The organism is Streptomyces sp. ADI95-16 (genome assembly GCF_003721495.1).
Classification (GTDB): Bacteria; Actinomycetota; Actinomycetes; order Streptomycetales; family Streptomycetaceae; genus Streptomyces; species Streptomyces goshikiensis.
In genome coordinates this window covers 4002501-4016282 of sequence record NZ_CP033581.1, presented here as the reverse complement: position 1 = coordinate 4016282, position 13782 = coordinate 4002501, and the positions used below count along the sequence as shown (strand labels likewise).

At 65.2% G+C, this 13782-nt stretch carries 8 protein-coding genes, 3 rRNA genes and 1 pseudogene (1 of these 12 cut by a window edge); 8 read left to right on the top strand and 4 right to left on the bottom strand.

Going from position 1 to position 13782, the window contains the following annotated elements; translation table 11 throughout:
* Positions 1 to 13: 13 nt before the first annotated feature.
* Positions 14 to 784 (bottom strand): TetR/AcrR family transcriptional regulator, encoded by a 771-nt coding sequence (locus tag EES41_RS17665; RefSeq protein ID WP_123079434.1) that lies wholly within the window; start codon positions 782 to 784, stop codon positions 14 to 16.
* Positions 785 to 1124: 340 nt separating this feature from the next.
* Between EES41_RS17665 and EES41_RS17660 the strand changes: the two genes are divergently transcribed.
* A complete protein-coding gene (locus EES41_RS17660; RefSeq protein WP_123079433.1) occupies positions 1125 to 2519 on the top strand; it encodes an NAD(P)/FAD-dependent oxidoreductase in 1395 nt (464 codons plus the stop codon).
* Between the two features lie 178 nt (positions 2520 to 2697).
* The gene (locus EES41_RS17655) at positions 2698 to 4452 is read left to right on the top strand and encodes an ATP-binding SpoIIE family protein phosphatase (protein WP_123079432.1); all 1755 of its coding nucleotides are present in this window, start codon (positions 2698 to 2700) and stop codon (positions 4450 to 4452) included.
* Between the two features lie 65 nt (positions 4453 to 4517).
* Here EES41_RS17655 and EES41_RS17650 read toward each other — a convergent pair whose 3' ends face one another.
* Positions 4518 to 5807, bottom strand: a complete 1290-nt coding sequence (locus EES41_RS17650; protein WP_123082538.1) for an MFS transporter — start codon at positions 5805 to 5807, stop codon at positions 4518 to 4520.
* 124 nt (positions 5808 to 5931) lie between these two features.
* On the opposite strand from EES41_RS17650, the gene EES41_RS17645 reads away from it, so the two are divergent.
* From EES41_RS17645 to EES41_RS17620, 6 genes are all read left to right on the top strand, one after another.
* Positions 5932 to 6468 (top strand): MarR family winged helix-turn-helix transcriptional regulator, encoded by a 537-nt coding sequence (locus EES41_RS17645; protein ID WP_008738578.1) that lies wholly within the window; start codon positions 5932 to 5934, stop codon positions 6466 to 6468.
* A 571-nt stretch (positions 6469 to 7039) separates the two neighbouring features.
* Positions 7040 to 8563 (top strand): 16S ribosomal RNA (locus EES41_RS17640).
* Positions 8564 to 8849: 286 nt separating this feature from the next.
* Positions 8850 to 11972, top strand: a 23S ribosomal RNA gene (locus EES41_RS17635).
* Positions 11973 to 12044: 72 nt separating this feature from the next.
* Positions 12045 to 12161 (top strand): 5S ribosomal RNA (gene rrf / locus EES41_RS17630).
* Together the 16S, 23S and 5S rRNA genes form the textbook arrangement of a ribosomal RNA operon.
* Positions 12162 to 12272: 111 nt before the next feature.
* Positions 12273 to 12635: a hypothetical protein gene (locus EES41_RS17625; protein ID WP_123079431.1), complete on the top strand. Its 363-nt coding sequence runs from the start codon at positions 12273 to 12275 to the stop codon at positions 12633 to 12635.
* Positions 12626 to 12916 carry a hypothetical protein gene (locus EES41_RS17620; protein ID WP_123079430.1) on the top strand — a complete coding sequence of 97 codons (291 nt, stop codon included), beginning with the start codon at positions 12626 to 12628 and terminating at the stop codon, positions 12914 to 12916. Before EES41_RS17625 ends, EES41_RS17620 begins: the two co-directional genes overlap by 10 nt.
* A gap of 145 nt (positions 12917 to 13061) precedes the next feature.
* Here EES41_RS17620 and EES41_RS43025 read toward each other — a convergent pair.
* Positions 13062 to 13266, bottom strand: a pseudogene (locus EES41_RS43025) (transposase); the annotation flags it as partial.
* 162 nt (positions 13267 to 13428) lie between these two features.
* Positions 13429 to 13782, bottom strand: the 3' portion of a protein-coding gene (locus EES41_RS17615; protein ID WP_123079429.1) for a VOC family protein. 15 nt of this gene lie beyond the right edge of the window; the window shows 354 of its 369 coding nt (coding positions 16–369); the start codon falls outside the window, past its right edge — the gene reads right to left on this strand; the stop codon is at positions 13429 to 13431.

The window sequence follows — 13782 nt, the reverse complement described above, 5'->3', positions numbered from 1 at the left end:
ACCCCCGCACGGCTCACGCCGTCCGAGACCGCAGCCCCTCCAGCAGGATGTCGAGCAGCCGGGACGAGGCCGCGGCCTGCTGCGCCGGATCCGGCAGAGCCGGCGCGGCGGTCGCTATCACCAGCAGCACATCCGCCACCGTGACATCGGTCCGCAGCTCACCCGCCTCCCGGGCGCGGTCCACCAGCCGGCCGACCACCTCCAGGAGCGCACCCGCGCCCGCGTCCTCCGAGGGCTCGTCCGCGGCCGGCACCCGCGCGCCCACGACCCGCAGGTCGGGCGCCCCGGTCACGCCGGCCTGCCGCTGGTGCGGAACCCGCACGGCCTCCGGCTCCTCGACGCCGTCCTCACCGGCCGAGCCCACCCGCAGCACCTGCGGCGGCAGCAGCCGCCCCGCGCCCGAGGCCACGGAGGTGCGCAGGAAGCGCGACAGAGCCTGCCACGGCTCCTCCTCCTGGCCCAGGGCGGACTCGGCCTGTTCGGTCAGCCGGGCGGTCTCTTCCTCGGCTATCCGCCGGACCAGTACGTCCTTGCTCGGGAAGCGCCGGTACACCGTCCCGACACCGACCCGCGCACGCCGCGCCACGTCCTCCATCGGCGCCCCGTAGCCCAGCTCGCCGAAGACCTCGCGGGCCGCGCGCAGGACGTGTTCGAGGTTCCGCTGGGCGTCCACGCGCAGCGGCGTGGAACGGCCCACGGCGTGGGTCGTGGCGCTCGTCATCACGCGGCCGTTGCTCTCGGTCGAGAGAGCGGTCGCAGAGCCATGGAAATCTGAAATATGCATGTGTATCCCCCGGTAATCACTTGTCTCCCCCCGGAGACACTCCCCGCCTTCGCGTCGAGGGGGGCCACGGTCATGGGGCCCCGGTCCTACTTCTCGACGCATACGAACATAGTTGAGCCAGAGTCAATTCAGAAGAGGCAGCCCCGGACGGACCACCGCCCGATCGGAGCATTCACCCCCACTTTTCCGCAGCAAGCCCCCGGAATCACCCGTTCCGCAGCTCCTGACCTGCGAACTTCAAGCCCCATCCAAGCCAACCGGCAGCCCCGTCCCGGCGTCCCCACCGGTCACACGATTTGCCGGGCCTGTGGACAAACTCCCGGCCACGTTGCGTCATGGGATGGTGAAGGCTGCTAACTCCCGGGGCACAGACCCCGGTACCCCGCCCCGCACGCGCATCCTCGTCGTCGGCGGCGGTTACGTCGGCATGTACACGGCTCTCCGCCTCCAGAAGAAGCTGAGAGACGGAGAAGCCGAGGTCACGGTGGTCACCCCCGAGCCCTACATGACCTACCAGCCCTTCCTCCCGGAAGCCGCCGCCGGCTCGATCTCCCCCCGCCACGTCGTCGTCCCGCTGCGCCGGCTCCTCCACAAGTGCCGCATCGTCATCGGCGAGGCCCGCAGCATCGACCACGCCAAACGGACCGCCACCATCACCACCCTCGCCACCGAGGAGGAGGGCGCCGGCCCCACCGAGATCGAGTACGACGAACTCGTCCTCGCCCCCGGCTCGGTCTCCCGCACCCTCCCCATCCCGGGACTCGCCGACTACGCCATCGGCTTCAAGACCGTGGAAGAGGCCATCGGCCTGCGCAACCACGTCATCGAGCAGATGGACATCGCCTCCTCCACCCGCGACCCCGCCATCCGCGACGCCGCCCTCACCTTCGTCTTCGTCGGCGGCGGCTACGCGGGCGTCGAAGCCCTCGGCGAACTGGAGGACATGGCCCGCTACGCGGCCCGGTACTACCACAACGTCAAACCGGAGGACATGAAGTGGGTGCTGGTCGAGGCCAGCGACCACATCCTCCCCGAGGTCGGCCCCGAGCTCGGCGTCTACACGGTCCGCGAACTGCGCCGCCGCAACATCGACCTGCGCCTGGAGACCCGGCTCGAATCCTGCGAGAACCGCGTCGCCGTCCTCAGCGACGGAGCCCGCTTCCCCACCCGCACCGTCGTATGGACCGCCGGCGTCAAACCCAACCCCGTCATCGCCGCCTGCGACCTCCCCAAGAACGAACGCGGCCGGCTCGCCTGCACCGCCTTCCTCACCGTCGAAGGCGTCGAACACGCCTGGTCCGCCGGTGACGCCGCCGCCGTCCCCGACATCACGGCGGACGAGAAGGGCCGCGAATGCGCCCCCAACGCGCAGCACGCCGTCCGCCAGGCCAAGGTGCTCGCCGACAACCTCCTCGCCGCCCTGCGCGGCGAAGTCCTCACCGAGTACGCGCACAAGTACTCCGGATCCGTCGCCTCCCTCGGCTTCCACAAGGGCGTCGCGCACGTCTACGGTCACAAGCTCAAGGGCTACCCTGCCTGGCTGATGCACCGCACCTACCACCTCAGCCGGATCCCCACCTTCAACCGCAAGATGCGCGTCCTCGCCGAATGGACCCTCTCAGGTCTCTTCAAACGCGAGATCGTGTCCCTCGGGTCCCTCGAACACCCCAGGGCAGAATTCGAACTCGCCGCAGGCGGGAGGCCGAAGGACCCCCCGAAGAAGAACGGAGGCTGACGTTGTCAGTGCCGTCGACCACACTGGACGTGTGACCATAGGTGGGCTCACACCTGCACAGAGTGACACCGTCCAGCGGCCGAACCCGGACACTTCCGGGGGAAACCCCAGCGCCAGCCGGGGGAGGCCGCTGGGGGAGACACAGCGACCACGAGCGACACCACGAGGCTTGAACGCAGTGAACTTCACGCGCTGGAGCGCCCGGTTCCCCGGAACGCAGCGTCGCGCCGCCGCCCGGTCCGAACACGCCGCCGCCCAGGCCAAGCGGGGTGAGGGCTCGGTCCCGGCCGCCCGCGGCGCCGCCGGGCCCGCCGTCACGCCGGACGGGCGCCCAGCCGACCCCACCGTCTGCGGCACGGGCTCGGGCACCGCGGCGGGGGCCGGAGCGAGCCCCCCGGCCCCCACCGTCGTGCCCTCCCTCGACGAACTCTCCCTCGGGGAGGTCCTCGGCCTGCTCCCGGCCCTCGTCGCCCTCGTGCACGGCCCCGACCACCGCGTCGCCTACGTCAACGAGGCCTACACCGCCGGATTCGGCACCCGCACCACCGGCGCCCCGGCCCACGCGTCCCTCCCCGAACTCGGCGAGCTCGGCCTGCTCCCGCTCCTCGACCAGGTCCAGCGCAGCGGCAAGCCCCGTACCGCCAAGAACCGCACCGCGCCCGGCGGCAGCTCGTACACCGTCACCTGCACCCCCGTCGAGTTCCCCAAGGCCGCCCCCGGAACCGACCCCGACCCCCACCACACCGGGGTCCTGATCCACCTCGCCGACGTCACCGACCACGCCGAAGCCGTCGAGCGCCTGCGCGCCAGCGAGCGCCGCCAGCGCGAGGCCGCCGTCACCCTCCAGCGCTCCCTCCTCCCGCAGGAACTGGAACAGCCCGACGACCTCCGCATCGCCGCCACCTACCAGCCCGGCGGCACCGAGGCCGCCGTCGGCGGCGACTGGTACGACGTCATCACCCTCGGCGCCGGCCGCACCGCCCTCGTCATCGGCGACGTCATGGGGCGCGGCGTGCGCGCCGCCGCCGTCATGGGCCAGCTCCGCACCGCCGTCCGCGCGTACGCCCGCCTCGACCTCCCGCCCCACGAGGTCCTGCAGCTCCTCGACGGCCTCGCCGCCGAGATCGACGCCAGCCAGATCGCCACCTGCGTCTACGCCGTCCACGACCCCAACGAGGGACTGCTCGCCTACGCCTCCGCCGGCCACCTCCCGATCCTCGTCCGCGACGAGGACGGCACCGTCCGCCGCGCCGCCGACCCCACCGGCCCGCCGCTCGGCACCGGCGGCTGGCTCCACACCTCCGGCACCATCGCCCTCGGCCCCGGCTCCACCGCCGTCCTCTACACCGACGGCCTGGTCGAGCGCCGAGGCGAGGACATCGACGAGGGCGTCGCCGCCCTGGAACGCGCCCTCTCCGGCGCCCAGGGCACCCCGGCCGTCATCTGCGACCGCCTGATGCGCGCCCTCGGGGTCGATGCCGACCACGACGACGACGTCGCCGTCATGGTCCTCCAGCAGCCGGCCCGCACCGGAGCCGATGCCGAGCTCTTCCACAACGCCGCGCTGGAACTCCTCGGCGGGGTCGAGGCCGCCCCGCGCGCCCGCGCCTTCGCGTCCGGAGTCCTCGCCTCCTGGCGGTTCCCGGTCGAGCTGTGCGACCTCGGCGTCCTCGCCGCCAGCGAGCTCGTCGCGAACTCCCTCCAGCACGGCACCCCGCCCATGCGGCTGCGGCTGCGCCGCACCGACCGCCGCCTGATCATCGAGGTCACCGACGGGGACGACCACCTCCCGCGCCGCCGCCGCGCCGAACCGGCCGACGAGACCGGCCGCGGCATCTCGATCGTCGCGACCATCGCCTCCTCCTGGGGCTCCCGCCGCACCCCGGGCGGCGGCAAGGCCGTCTGGTGCGAGTTCGCCCTCCCGGACAAGTAGCCCGCACGTGCTGAAGGCCCCGGTCACAGGACCGGGGCCTTCAGCACGTGCGCGAGTACATCGTCCTACGCGGCGACGGGTTCGCCGACCTTGGAGCCGGCCGCCGGGCCCTGCGCCACGATCCGGCTGCCCACCAGCGACGGGTTGTCCTGCGCCGGGCTGAGCTGCTTGCCGAGCCGCAGCGCCAGCGCCGCGATGCCCAGCGAAACGACGACGAAGGTCCCGATGTAGAGCATCGGCACACCCGCGCCCAGCGGCACCCCGAGCGGGCCGAGCGCCAGCGCCATCTGCTTGACCAGGGCGAACGCCGAGTTGTACTGCCCGACCGAACCCTCCGGAGCCAGATCGGCCACCAGCGGGGCCAGCGTCGGGGACAGCATCGCCTCGCCGATGCCGAAGAGCGCGTACGTGGAGATGAACGCGGCGGCGGCCATCATCGCGCTGCCGTGCCCCAGCCCCGAGAACCCGGCGATGACCCACGCCACGGTCCAGATCAGACCGACCAGCGCGATCACACGGGACCGGCGGCGCTTCTCGACGAGCTTCAGCACGACGAACTGCGCGACCACGATCGCACCGGTGTTGGCGGCGAGCGCGAACCCGAGGGTGGACGGCGAGATCCCCGCGGCCTCGGTGCCGAAGGCGGCGAGACCGGACTCGAACTGTCCGTAGCAGGCGAAGAAGATCACGAAGCCCAGAACCAGCAGCTTCACCATGGCCTTGTGCCGCAGCAGCCGCTGCCAGCCGCTGCCGCCCGCCTGAGCGGGGTCGCGCGGCAAGGCGTCCTTGATCACCGGCGCGTGCGGCATCCGTACGGTGAGGATGACGGCGGCCAGCACCAGGAACATCACGGCCTCGATGCCGAACAGCAGGGTGAAGCTGCCGGGCCGGTTCTCGTCGACGATCTGGCCGCCGATGAGGCCGCCGATGCCCAGACCCAAGTTCTGCATGAAGAACTGCATGGCGAAGGACCGCGTCCGGGTGGCGGGCGTCGAGCACCACACGATCATCGTGGCGAGCGCGGGCTGCATCACGGCCTGCCCGGCGCCGAGCGCCAGGGCGGACAGCAGGATCGCCGGGATCCCGGTGGAGAGACCGAGGGAGAGCGCCCCCGCCGAGGCGGCGACCGCCGCACCCAGCACCACGGGGACGGGACCGCGCCGGTCGATGACCCGGCCGGTGAAGGGCAGCGCGACGAGAGCGCCGAGGGCGAAGGCCACGAACGCGCTCGTGGCGGCCATGGAGCCCAGACCTCGCACCTGCGCCACGTAGATGTAGAGGAACGGAACCGTGAAGCCGATGCCGAACGCGGTCAGCGCGTTGCCGGCCTGGATCCGCCGCATCGCGGCGCCCATCACCTTGGTCACTTCTCACCTGCCTTGATAGCTGAAGCCTGAAGACTTCATACCTAAAGTTCGATGCTTAACTCTACACATCGAAGGAGTTAGACGCCAACGGCTTCATGCGATACTTCGACCCATGGGTGACACCCCCGACGGCACTACGCCCGTCCACGAGCCGACCCTCGACGAGCAGATCGCCGTCTACCAGCGCGAATTCCAGGACCTCGACCCCCAGGTCGAGAAGGTGGTCTCGGCGCTGAGCCGCCTGAACCGCCGTATGAACGTCGCGTACGGACGCCAGACCGCGGCCCTGGGCATCAGCAACGCGGAGTGGGAGGTCCTCAAGGCCCTCGTCATCTCCGGAGCCCCGTACCGGATGGGCCCGAGCGAGCTCGCGAAGCAGCTCGGCCTCACGCCGGCGGCGATGACCCACCGGATCGACCGCATGACGGCGGAGGGCCTGGTCACCCGCGAGCGGGACGAGTCGAACCGGGTCCGCGTGATCGTGGAGCTCACGGACGAGGGCCGCAGCAAGTGGCTCGACGCGATGCGCGCGGCGACGGTCTTCGAGGAGGACCTCCTCCAGGACCTCTCCACGGCGGAGCGCGGGGTACTCGGCGACATGCTGACCCGCCTGCTGGACCGCGTGGAAGACCTCCAGTCGCCCAGCTGAGCAGGCCCCAACGGTGGGGTTGACACCGCCCCGCCGAGTCCGTAAGGTTCTTCGAGTTGTCCCTGAGCCACCTGGTTTTGGCGACAACAAAATCCGCCGCCTCGTTGCGGCACCCAACTCAGCACGATCTCCCACCGGGAACGAATTCGGCATGCCCGAATTGATTTCCGAAGGCCGATTATGAATCGGTCGGGAAATCCACTAGAGTTCTGGGAGTCGGAAGGGCCCAACAGCCCGGAAGACAAACCCCGCTGACTGGGGGTCAGGCCCGAAAGGATCTGATAGAGTCGGAAACGCAAGAACGAAGAACGAAAGCCCGGAGGAAAGCCCGCGAGGGTGAGTACAAAGGAAGCGTCCGTTCCTTGAGAACTCAACAGCGTGCCAAAAATCAACGCCAGAAGTTGATACCCCGTCCACTTCGGTGGATGAGGTTCCTTTGAAAAAGACCTGTGAGGTCGCCTTCGGGTGATGCTTGCAGGCAATTACACAGCGAGGACGCAGTGGTCAGTCGGTCTTATTCCGACATGACTGACCCGCTCTAAGTGCGTGTGCACCCGATTACGGGTAAACATTCATGGAGAGTTTGATCCTGGCTCAGGACGAACGCTGGCGGCGTGCTTAACACATGCAAGTCGAACGATGAAGCCCTTCGGGGTGGATTAGTGGCGAACGGGTGAGTAACACGTGGGCAATCTGCCCTTCACTCTGGGACAAGCCCTGGAAACGGGGTCTAATACCGGATACCACTCCCGCCTGCATGGGTGGGGGTTGAAAGCTCCGGCGGTGAAGGATGAGCCCGCGGCCTATCAGCTTGTTGGTGGGGTAATGGCCCACCAAGGCGACGACGGGTAGCCGGCCTGAGAGGGCGACCGGCCACACTGGGACTGAGACACGGCCCAGACTCCTACGGGAGGCAGCAGTGGGGAATATTGCACAATGGGCGAAAGCCTGATGCAGCGACGCCGCGTGAGGGATGACGGCCTTCGGGTTGTAAACCTCTTTCAGCAGGGAAGAAGCGAAAGTGACGGTACCTGCAGAAGAAGCGCCGGCTAACTACGTGCCAGCAGCCGCGGTAATACGTAGGGCGCAAGCGTTGTCCGGAATTATTGGGCGTAAAGAGCTCGTAGGCGGCTTGTCACGTCGGATGTGAAAGCCCGAGGCTTAACCTCGGGTCTGCATTCGATACGGGCTAGCTAGAGTGTGGTAGGGGAGATCGGAATTCCTGGTGTAGCGGTGAAATGCGCAGATATCAGGAGGAACACCGGTGGCGAAGGCGGATCTCTGGGCCATTACTGACGCTGAGGAGCGAAAGCGTGGGGAGCGAACAGGATTAGATACCCTGGTAGTCCACGCCGTAAACGTTGGGAACTAGGTGTTGGCGACATTCCACGTCGTCGGTGCCGCAGCTAACGCATTAAGTTCCCCGCCTGGGGAGTACGGCCGCAAGGCTAAAACTCAAAGGAATTGACGGGGGCCCGCACAAGCAGCGGAGCATGTGGCTTAATTCGACGCAACGCGAAGAACCTTACCAAGGCTTGACATATACCGGAAAGCATTAGAGATAGTGCCCCCTTGTGGTCGGTATACAGGTGGTGCATGGCTGTCGTCAGCTCGTGTCGTGAGATGTTGGGTTAAGTCCCGCAACGAGCGCAACCCTTGTCCTGTGTTGCCAGCATGCCCTTCGGGGTGATGGGGACTCACAGGAGACCGCCGGGGTCAACTCGGAGGAAGGTGGGGACGACGTCAAGTCATCATGCCCCTTATGTCTTGGGCTGCACACGTGCTACAATGGCCGGTACAATGAGCTGCGATACCGTGAGGTGGAGCGAATCTCAAAAAGCCGGTCTCAGTTCGGATTGGGGTCTGCAACTCGACCCCATGAAGTCGGAGTTGCTAGTAATCGCAGATCAGCATTGCTGCGGTGAATACGTTCCCGGGCCTTGTACACACCGCCCGTCACGTCACGAAAGTCGGTAACACCCGAAGCCGGTGGCCCAACCCGTAAGGGAGGGAGCTGTCGAAGGTGGGACTGGCGATTGGGACGAAGTCGTAACAAGGTAGCCGTACCGGAAGGTGCGGCTGGATCACCTCCTTTCTAAGGAGCACAGTACCGATTGCAGACAAATGTTCTGCACGGTCAGCTCATGGGTGGAACGTTGATTATTTGGCACGGTTTCCTGGATGGATCACGAGTACTGCTTCGGCGTGGAAAGTGAGTCACTGACGGGGGATCGTGCCTGGCACGTTGTTGGGTATCTGAAGGTACGGCCGTAAGGTCTTATCTTCGCGATGCCGGCCCCAGTGAACTTCACTTCTTGTAAGTGAGGGTGATGGGTGGCTGGTCGTTGCTTGAGAACTACACAGTGGACGCGAGCATCTGTGGCCAAGTTTTTAAGGGCGCACGGTGGATGCCTTGGCACCAGGAACCGATGAAGGACGTGAGAGGCCGCGATAGGCCCCGGGGAGCTGCCAACTGAGCTTTGATCCGGGGGTGTCCGAATGGGGAAACCCGGCAGTCGTCATGGGCTGTCACCCACTGCTGAACACATAGGCAGTGTGGAGGGAACGAGGGGAAGTGAAACATCTCAGTACCCTCAGGAAGAGAAAACAACCGTGATTCCGGGAGTAGTGGCGAGCGAAACCGGATGAGGCCAAACCGTATGCGTGTGATACCCGGCAGGGGTTGCGCATGCGGGGTTGTGGGAATTCTTTTGATCGGTCTGCCGGCCGGTCGGCGAGTCAGAAACCGTTGATGTAGTCGAAGGACATGCGAAAGGTCCGGCGTAGAGGGTAAGACCCCCGTAGACGAAACATCAGCGGCTTGCTTAAGAATCTCCCAAGTAGCACGGGGCCCGAGAAATCCCGTGTGAATCTGGCGGGACCACCCGCTAAGCCTAAATATTCCCTGGTGACCGATAGCGGATAGTACCGTGAGGGAATGGTGAAAAGTACCGCGGGAGCGGAGTGAAATAGTACCTGAAACCGTGTGCCTACAAGCCGTGGGAGCGTCGCTGTATGTGCTTGCACATACAGTCGTGACTGCGTGCCTTTTGAAGAATGAGCCTGCGAGTTAGCGGTGTGTAGCGAGGTTAACCCGTGTGGGGAAGCCGTAGCGAAAGCGAGTCCGAATAGGGCGATTGAGTTGCACGCTCTAGACCCGAAGCGGAGTGATCTAGCCATGGGCAGGTTGAAGCGGAGGTAAGACTTCGTGGAGGACCGAACCCACCAGGGTTGAAAACCTGGGGGATGACCTGTGGTTAGGGGTGAAAGGCCAATCAAACTCCGTGATAGCTGGTTCTCCCCGAAATGCATTTAGGTGCAGCGTCACGTGTTTCTTGCCGGAGGTAGAGCACTGGATAGGCGATGGGCCCTACCGGGTTACTGACCTTAGCCAAACTCCGAATGCCGGTAAGTGAGAGCGTGGCAGTGAGACTGTGGGGGATAAGCTCCATGGTCGAGAGGGAAACAGCCCAGAGCATCGACTAAGGCCCCTAAGCGTACGCTAAGTGGGAAAGGATGTGGAGTCGCAGAGACAACCAGGAGGTTGGCTTAGAAGCAGCCACCCTTGAAAGAGTGCGTAATAGCTCACTGGTCAAGTGATTCCGCGCCGACAATGTAGCGGGGCTCAAGCGTACCGCCGAAGTCGTGTCATTGCAGCAATAGGGCCAACGCCCGCTGTGATGGGTAGGGGAGCGTCGTGTGCCGGGTGAAGCAGCAGCGGAAGCTAGTTGTGGACGGTTCACGAGTGAGAATGCAGGCATGAGTAGCGATACACACGTGAGAAACGTGTGCGCCGATTGACTAAGGGTTCCTGGGTCAAGCTGATCTGCCCAGGGTAAGTCGGGACCTAAGGCGAGGCCGACAGGCGTAGTCGATGGACAACCGGTTGATATTCCGGTACCCGCTTTGAAACGCCCAATATCGAATCAGGCGATGCTAAGTCCGTGAAGCCGTTCCGGACCCTTCGGGGAAAGGAAAGTGGTGGAGCCGACGAACCAGACTTGTAGTAGGTAAGCGATGGGGTGACGCAGGAAGGTAGTCCAGCCCGGGCGGTGGTAGTCCCGGGGTAAGGGTGTAGGCCGAGGGGTAGGCAAATCCGTCCCTCATTAAGGCTGAGACCTGATGCCGAGCCGATTGTGGTGAAGTGGATGATCCTATGCTGTCGAGAAAAGCCTCTAGCGAGTTTCATGGCGGCCCGTACCCTAAACCGACTCAGGTGGTCAGGTAGAGAATACCGAGGCGTTCGGGTGAACTATGGTTAAGGAACTCGGCAAAATGCCCCCGTAACTTCGGGAGAAGGGGGGCCATCACTGGTGATCGGATTTACTCCGTGAGCTGGGGGTGGCCGCAGAGACCAGCGAGAAGCGACTGTTTACTAAAAACACAGGTCCGTGCGAAGCCGTAAGGCGATGTATACGGACTGACGCCTGCCCGGTGCTGGAACGTTAAGGGGACCGGTTAGTGCGCTTTCGGGCGTGCGAAGCTGAGAACTTAAGCGCCAGTAAACGGCGGTGGTAACTATAACCATCCTAAGGTAGCGAAATTCCTTGTCGGGTAAGTTCCGACCTGCACGAATGGCGTAACGACTTCTCGACTGTCTCAACCATAGGCCCGGTGAAATTGCACTACGAGTAAAGATGCTCGTTTCGCGCAGCAGGACGGAAAGACCCCGGGACCTTTACTACAGTTTGATATTGGTGTTCGGTTCGGCTTGTGTAGGATAGGTGGGAGACTTTGAAGCGGCCACGCCAGTGGTTGTGGAGTCGTCGTTGAAATACCACTCTGGTCGTGCTGGATGTCTAACCTCGGTCCGTGATCCGGATCAGGGACAGTGTCTGATGGGTAGTTTAACTGGGGCGGTTGCCTCCCAAAGGGTAACGGAGGCGCCCAAAGGTTCCCTCAGCCTGGTTGGCAATCAGGTGTTGAGTGTAAGTGCACAAGGGAGCTTGACTGTGAGACCGACGGGTCGAGCAGGGACGAAAGTCGGGACTAGTGATCCGGCGGTGGCTTGTGGAAGCGCCGTCGCTCAACGGATAAAAGGTACCCCGGGGATAACAGGCTGATCTTCCCCAAGAGTCCATATCGACGGGATGGTTTGGCACCTCGATGTCGGCTCGTCGCATCCTGGGGCTGGAGTCGGTCCCAAGGGTTGGGCTGTTCGCCCATTAAAGCGGTACGCGAGCTGGGTTTAGAACGTCGTGAGACAGTTCGGTCCCTATCCGCTGTGCGCGTAGGAATATTGAGAAGGGCTGTCCCTAGTACGAGAGGACCGGGACGGACGAACCTCTGGTGTGCCAGTTGTCCTGCCAAGGGCATGGCTGGTTGGCTACGTTCGGGAGGGATAACCGCTGAAAGCATCTAAGCGGGAAGCCTGCTTCAAGATGAGTATTCCCACCTCCTTGAGAGGGTAAGGCTCCCAGTAGACGACTGGGTTGATAGGCCAGATGTGGAAGCCCGGTAACGGGTGGAGCTGACTGGTACTAATAGGCCGAGGGCTTGTCCTCAGTTGCTCGCGTCCACTGTGTTAGTTCTGAAGTAACGACCGTGTTGTCATCCGGTTGATATCTTCATAGTGTTTCGGTGGTCATAGCGTTAGGGAAACGCCCGGTTACATTCCGAACCCGGAAGCTAAGCCTTTCAGCGCCGATGGTACTGCAGGGGGGACCCTGTGGGAGAGTAGGACGCCGCCGAACAATCATTGTGGGAAAGCCCCGCACCAGGTAACTGGTGCGGGGCTTTTCTGCGTTTAGGGACAGTTTTCCAGGCCGGCTGGGTATCCTGGCCGCGTTCCCCTGGAGGACACGATGACAGCACAGCAGGTGGAAGGCCCCGGCCCCCTCATCCCCCAGCCGGCCATGACGCGCGAAGCGCTGCGGGACGCCGTGCGCCGGATCGACATGGCGAGCCTCGCCGTGCTCGACAGGGAGTGCAACGAAGCGTTCGACCGGGCGGCCGAGACCGGGGCGATCAATCCCCTGCGGTTCTTCCTGATCAAGTGGGCCACGCACGTGGCGATCCACCGGTGGCCGGCGCGGACCGCGGCGCTGCACGAAGCAGAACGCATCGCGGGTGACCCCCAGGCGACGGAGGAGCAGTTCCGGGTCGCCATGGAGACCAGCAGCCGCATCCTCGCCGAGGCCCAGCGGGAGATCGGTCAGTGGTCCTGAGGGGGGAGGGCGTCGAGAACGACGCCGGCTGGGCCTGGGAGTGCGATCCCAGTCGGGTGTGGGTGCTGGGTGACATGCCGGCGGAGCGGCAGCAGCTCGTCGCCGCGGTCATGGACGGCCTGGTCGACCTCGCGTCGATGTCCATCGACCCCAAGGACGGCAGCCTGTACGAGGACCCGCACCCGATGCGGCTGCGTACGTACGAGGACGAACACCTACTGGCCTGGTACCAGACCATCCCCCACCGCCGCCGGGTCTACCTCAAGCGCGTGAACCTCTGATGCGGCCCCGGATGTCCGTACCGTCGCCTGAGGAGCGCGGCGAGGCAGCGACTTGAACAGCCGTCCGCGGAATGGCAGTTGCCGTAAGAGAGTGTGCCGACCGGTGTCTGCCGGCCAGCGACCGGACCGGGCGCGTATGCCCCAGGACCTGCACGACGCGCTGCCGGCACCGGCCCGGAGCGTCACCGCCCAGGCGCATGACGTGGAGGGGCCATCACCGCTGTCGCGTGAGGCAGCTCTTCGGCGGTGGTCGTCTTGAACCCGGTGAACGTACCCAGGGCGACTACTTCCACAGCCTGGCGCCAGGTCGGCTCCTGCGGCGAGAGCCTTTTCTTGAACGCCTGCTTCGACCAAGTCGGCGGTTCCGTCCGCGTCCGACGACTCTGCCGGTCACGGTGCGCCGCTACCGCTGCGGCGAGTGCGGGCACCGCTGTCCTGGAACACCGCCAACGATGCGGTCCAGGCCGAGGGCAGCCGGTCCTGATCGATGACCGCACCGGTCCGGGCGCGTATCAGGCGCGGTCGTGGAGGGTGACCTGATAGCCGTCGGGGTCGGCGAAGGTGAATGTCCGACCGAAGGGGCCGTCGATCGGTGCGGAGACGATGGTGTGACCGTCGGCCACGAGAGCATCGTGAATGGCCTGGACGTCCGTGGCGTGGAGCCAGATCGCGGCACCGATGCCGGGCTGGGCAACGGATGCGAGATCGGTGCCGGGAACGACCTCGCGGAGTGCGAACGCGATCGGCTTCGTCTCGAAGACGACGGCGTGCGGAGGTCCGGCTTGCGAGCGGACGAGGCCGAGGTACTGCTCGTAGAACGCCTGCGAGGCGTCGAGGTCGCGCGCTTGGAGTGAGATGAAGTCGGG

Coding starts and splice junctions, on each gene's coding strand:
- EES41_RS17665 (WP_123079434.1), bottom strand. CDS start 784: ATGCATATTTCAGATTTCCATGGCTCTGCGACCGCTCTCTCGACCGAG.
- EES41_RS17660 (WP_123079433.1), top strand. CDS start 1,125: ATGGTGAAGGCTGCTAACTCCCGGGGCACAGACCCCGGTACCCCGCCC.
- EES41_RS17650 (WP_123082538.1), bottom strand. CDS start 5,807: ATGGGCGCCGCGATGCGGCGGATCCAGGCCGGCAACGCGCTGACCGCG.
- EES41_RS17645 (WP_008738578.1), top strand. CDS start 5,932: ATGGGTGACACCCCCGACGGCACTACGCCCGTCCACGAGCCGACCCTC.
- EES41_RS17625 (WP_123079431.1), top strand. CDS start 12,273: ATGACAGCACAGCAGGTGGAAGGCCCCGGCCCCCTCATCCCCCAGCCG.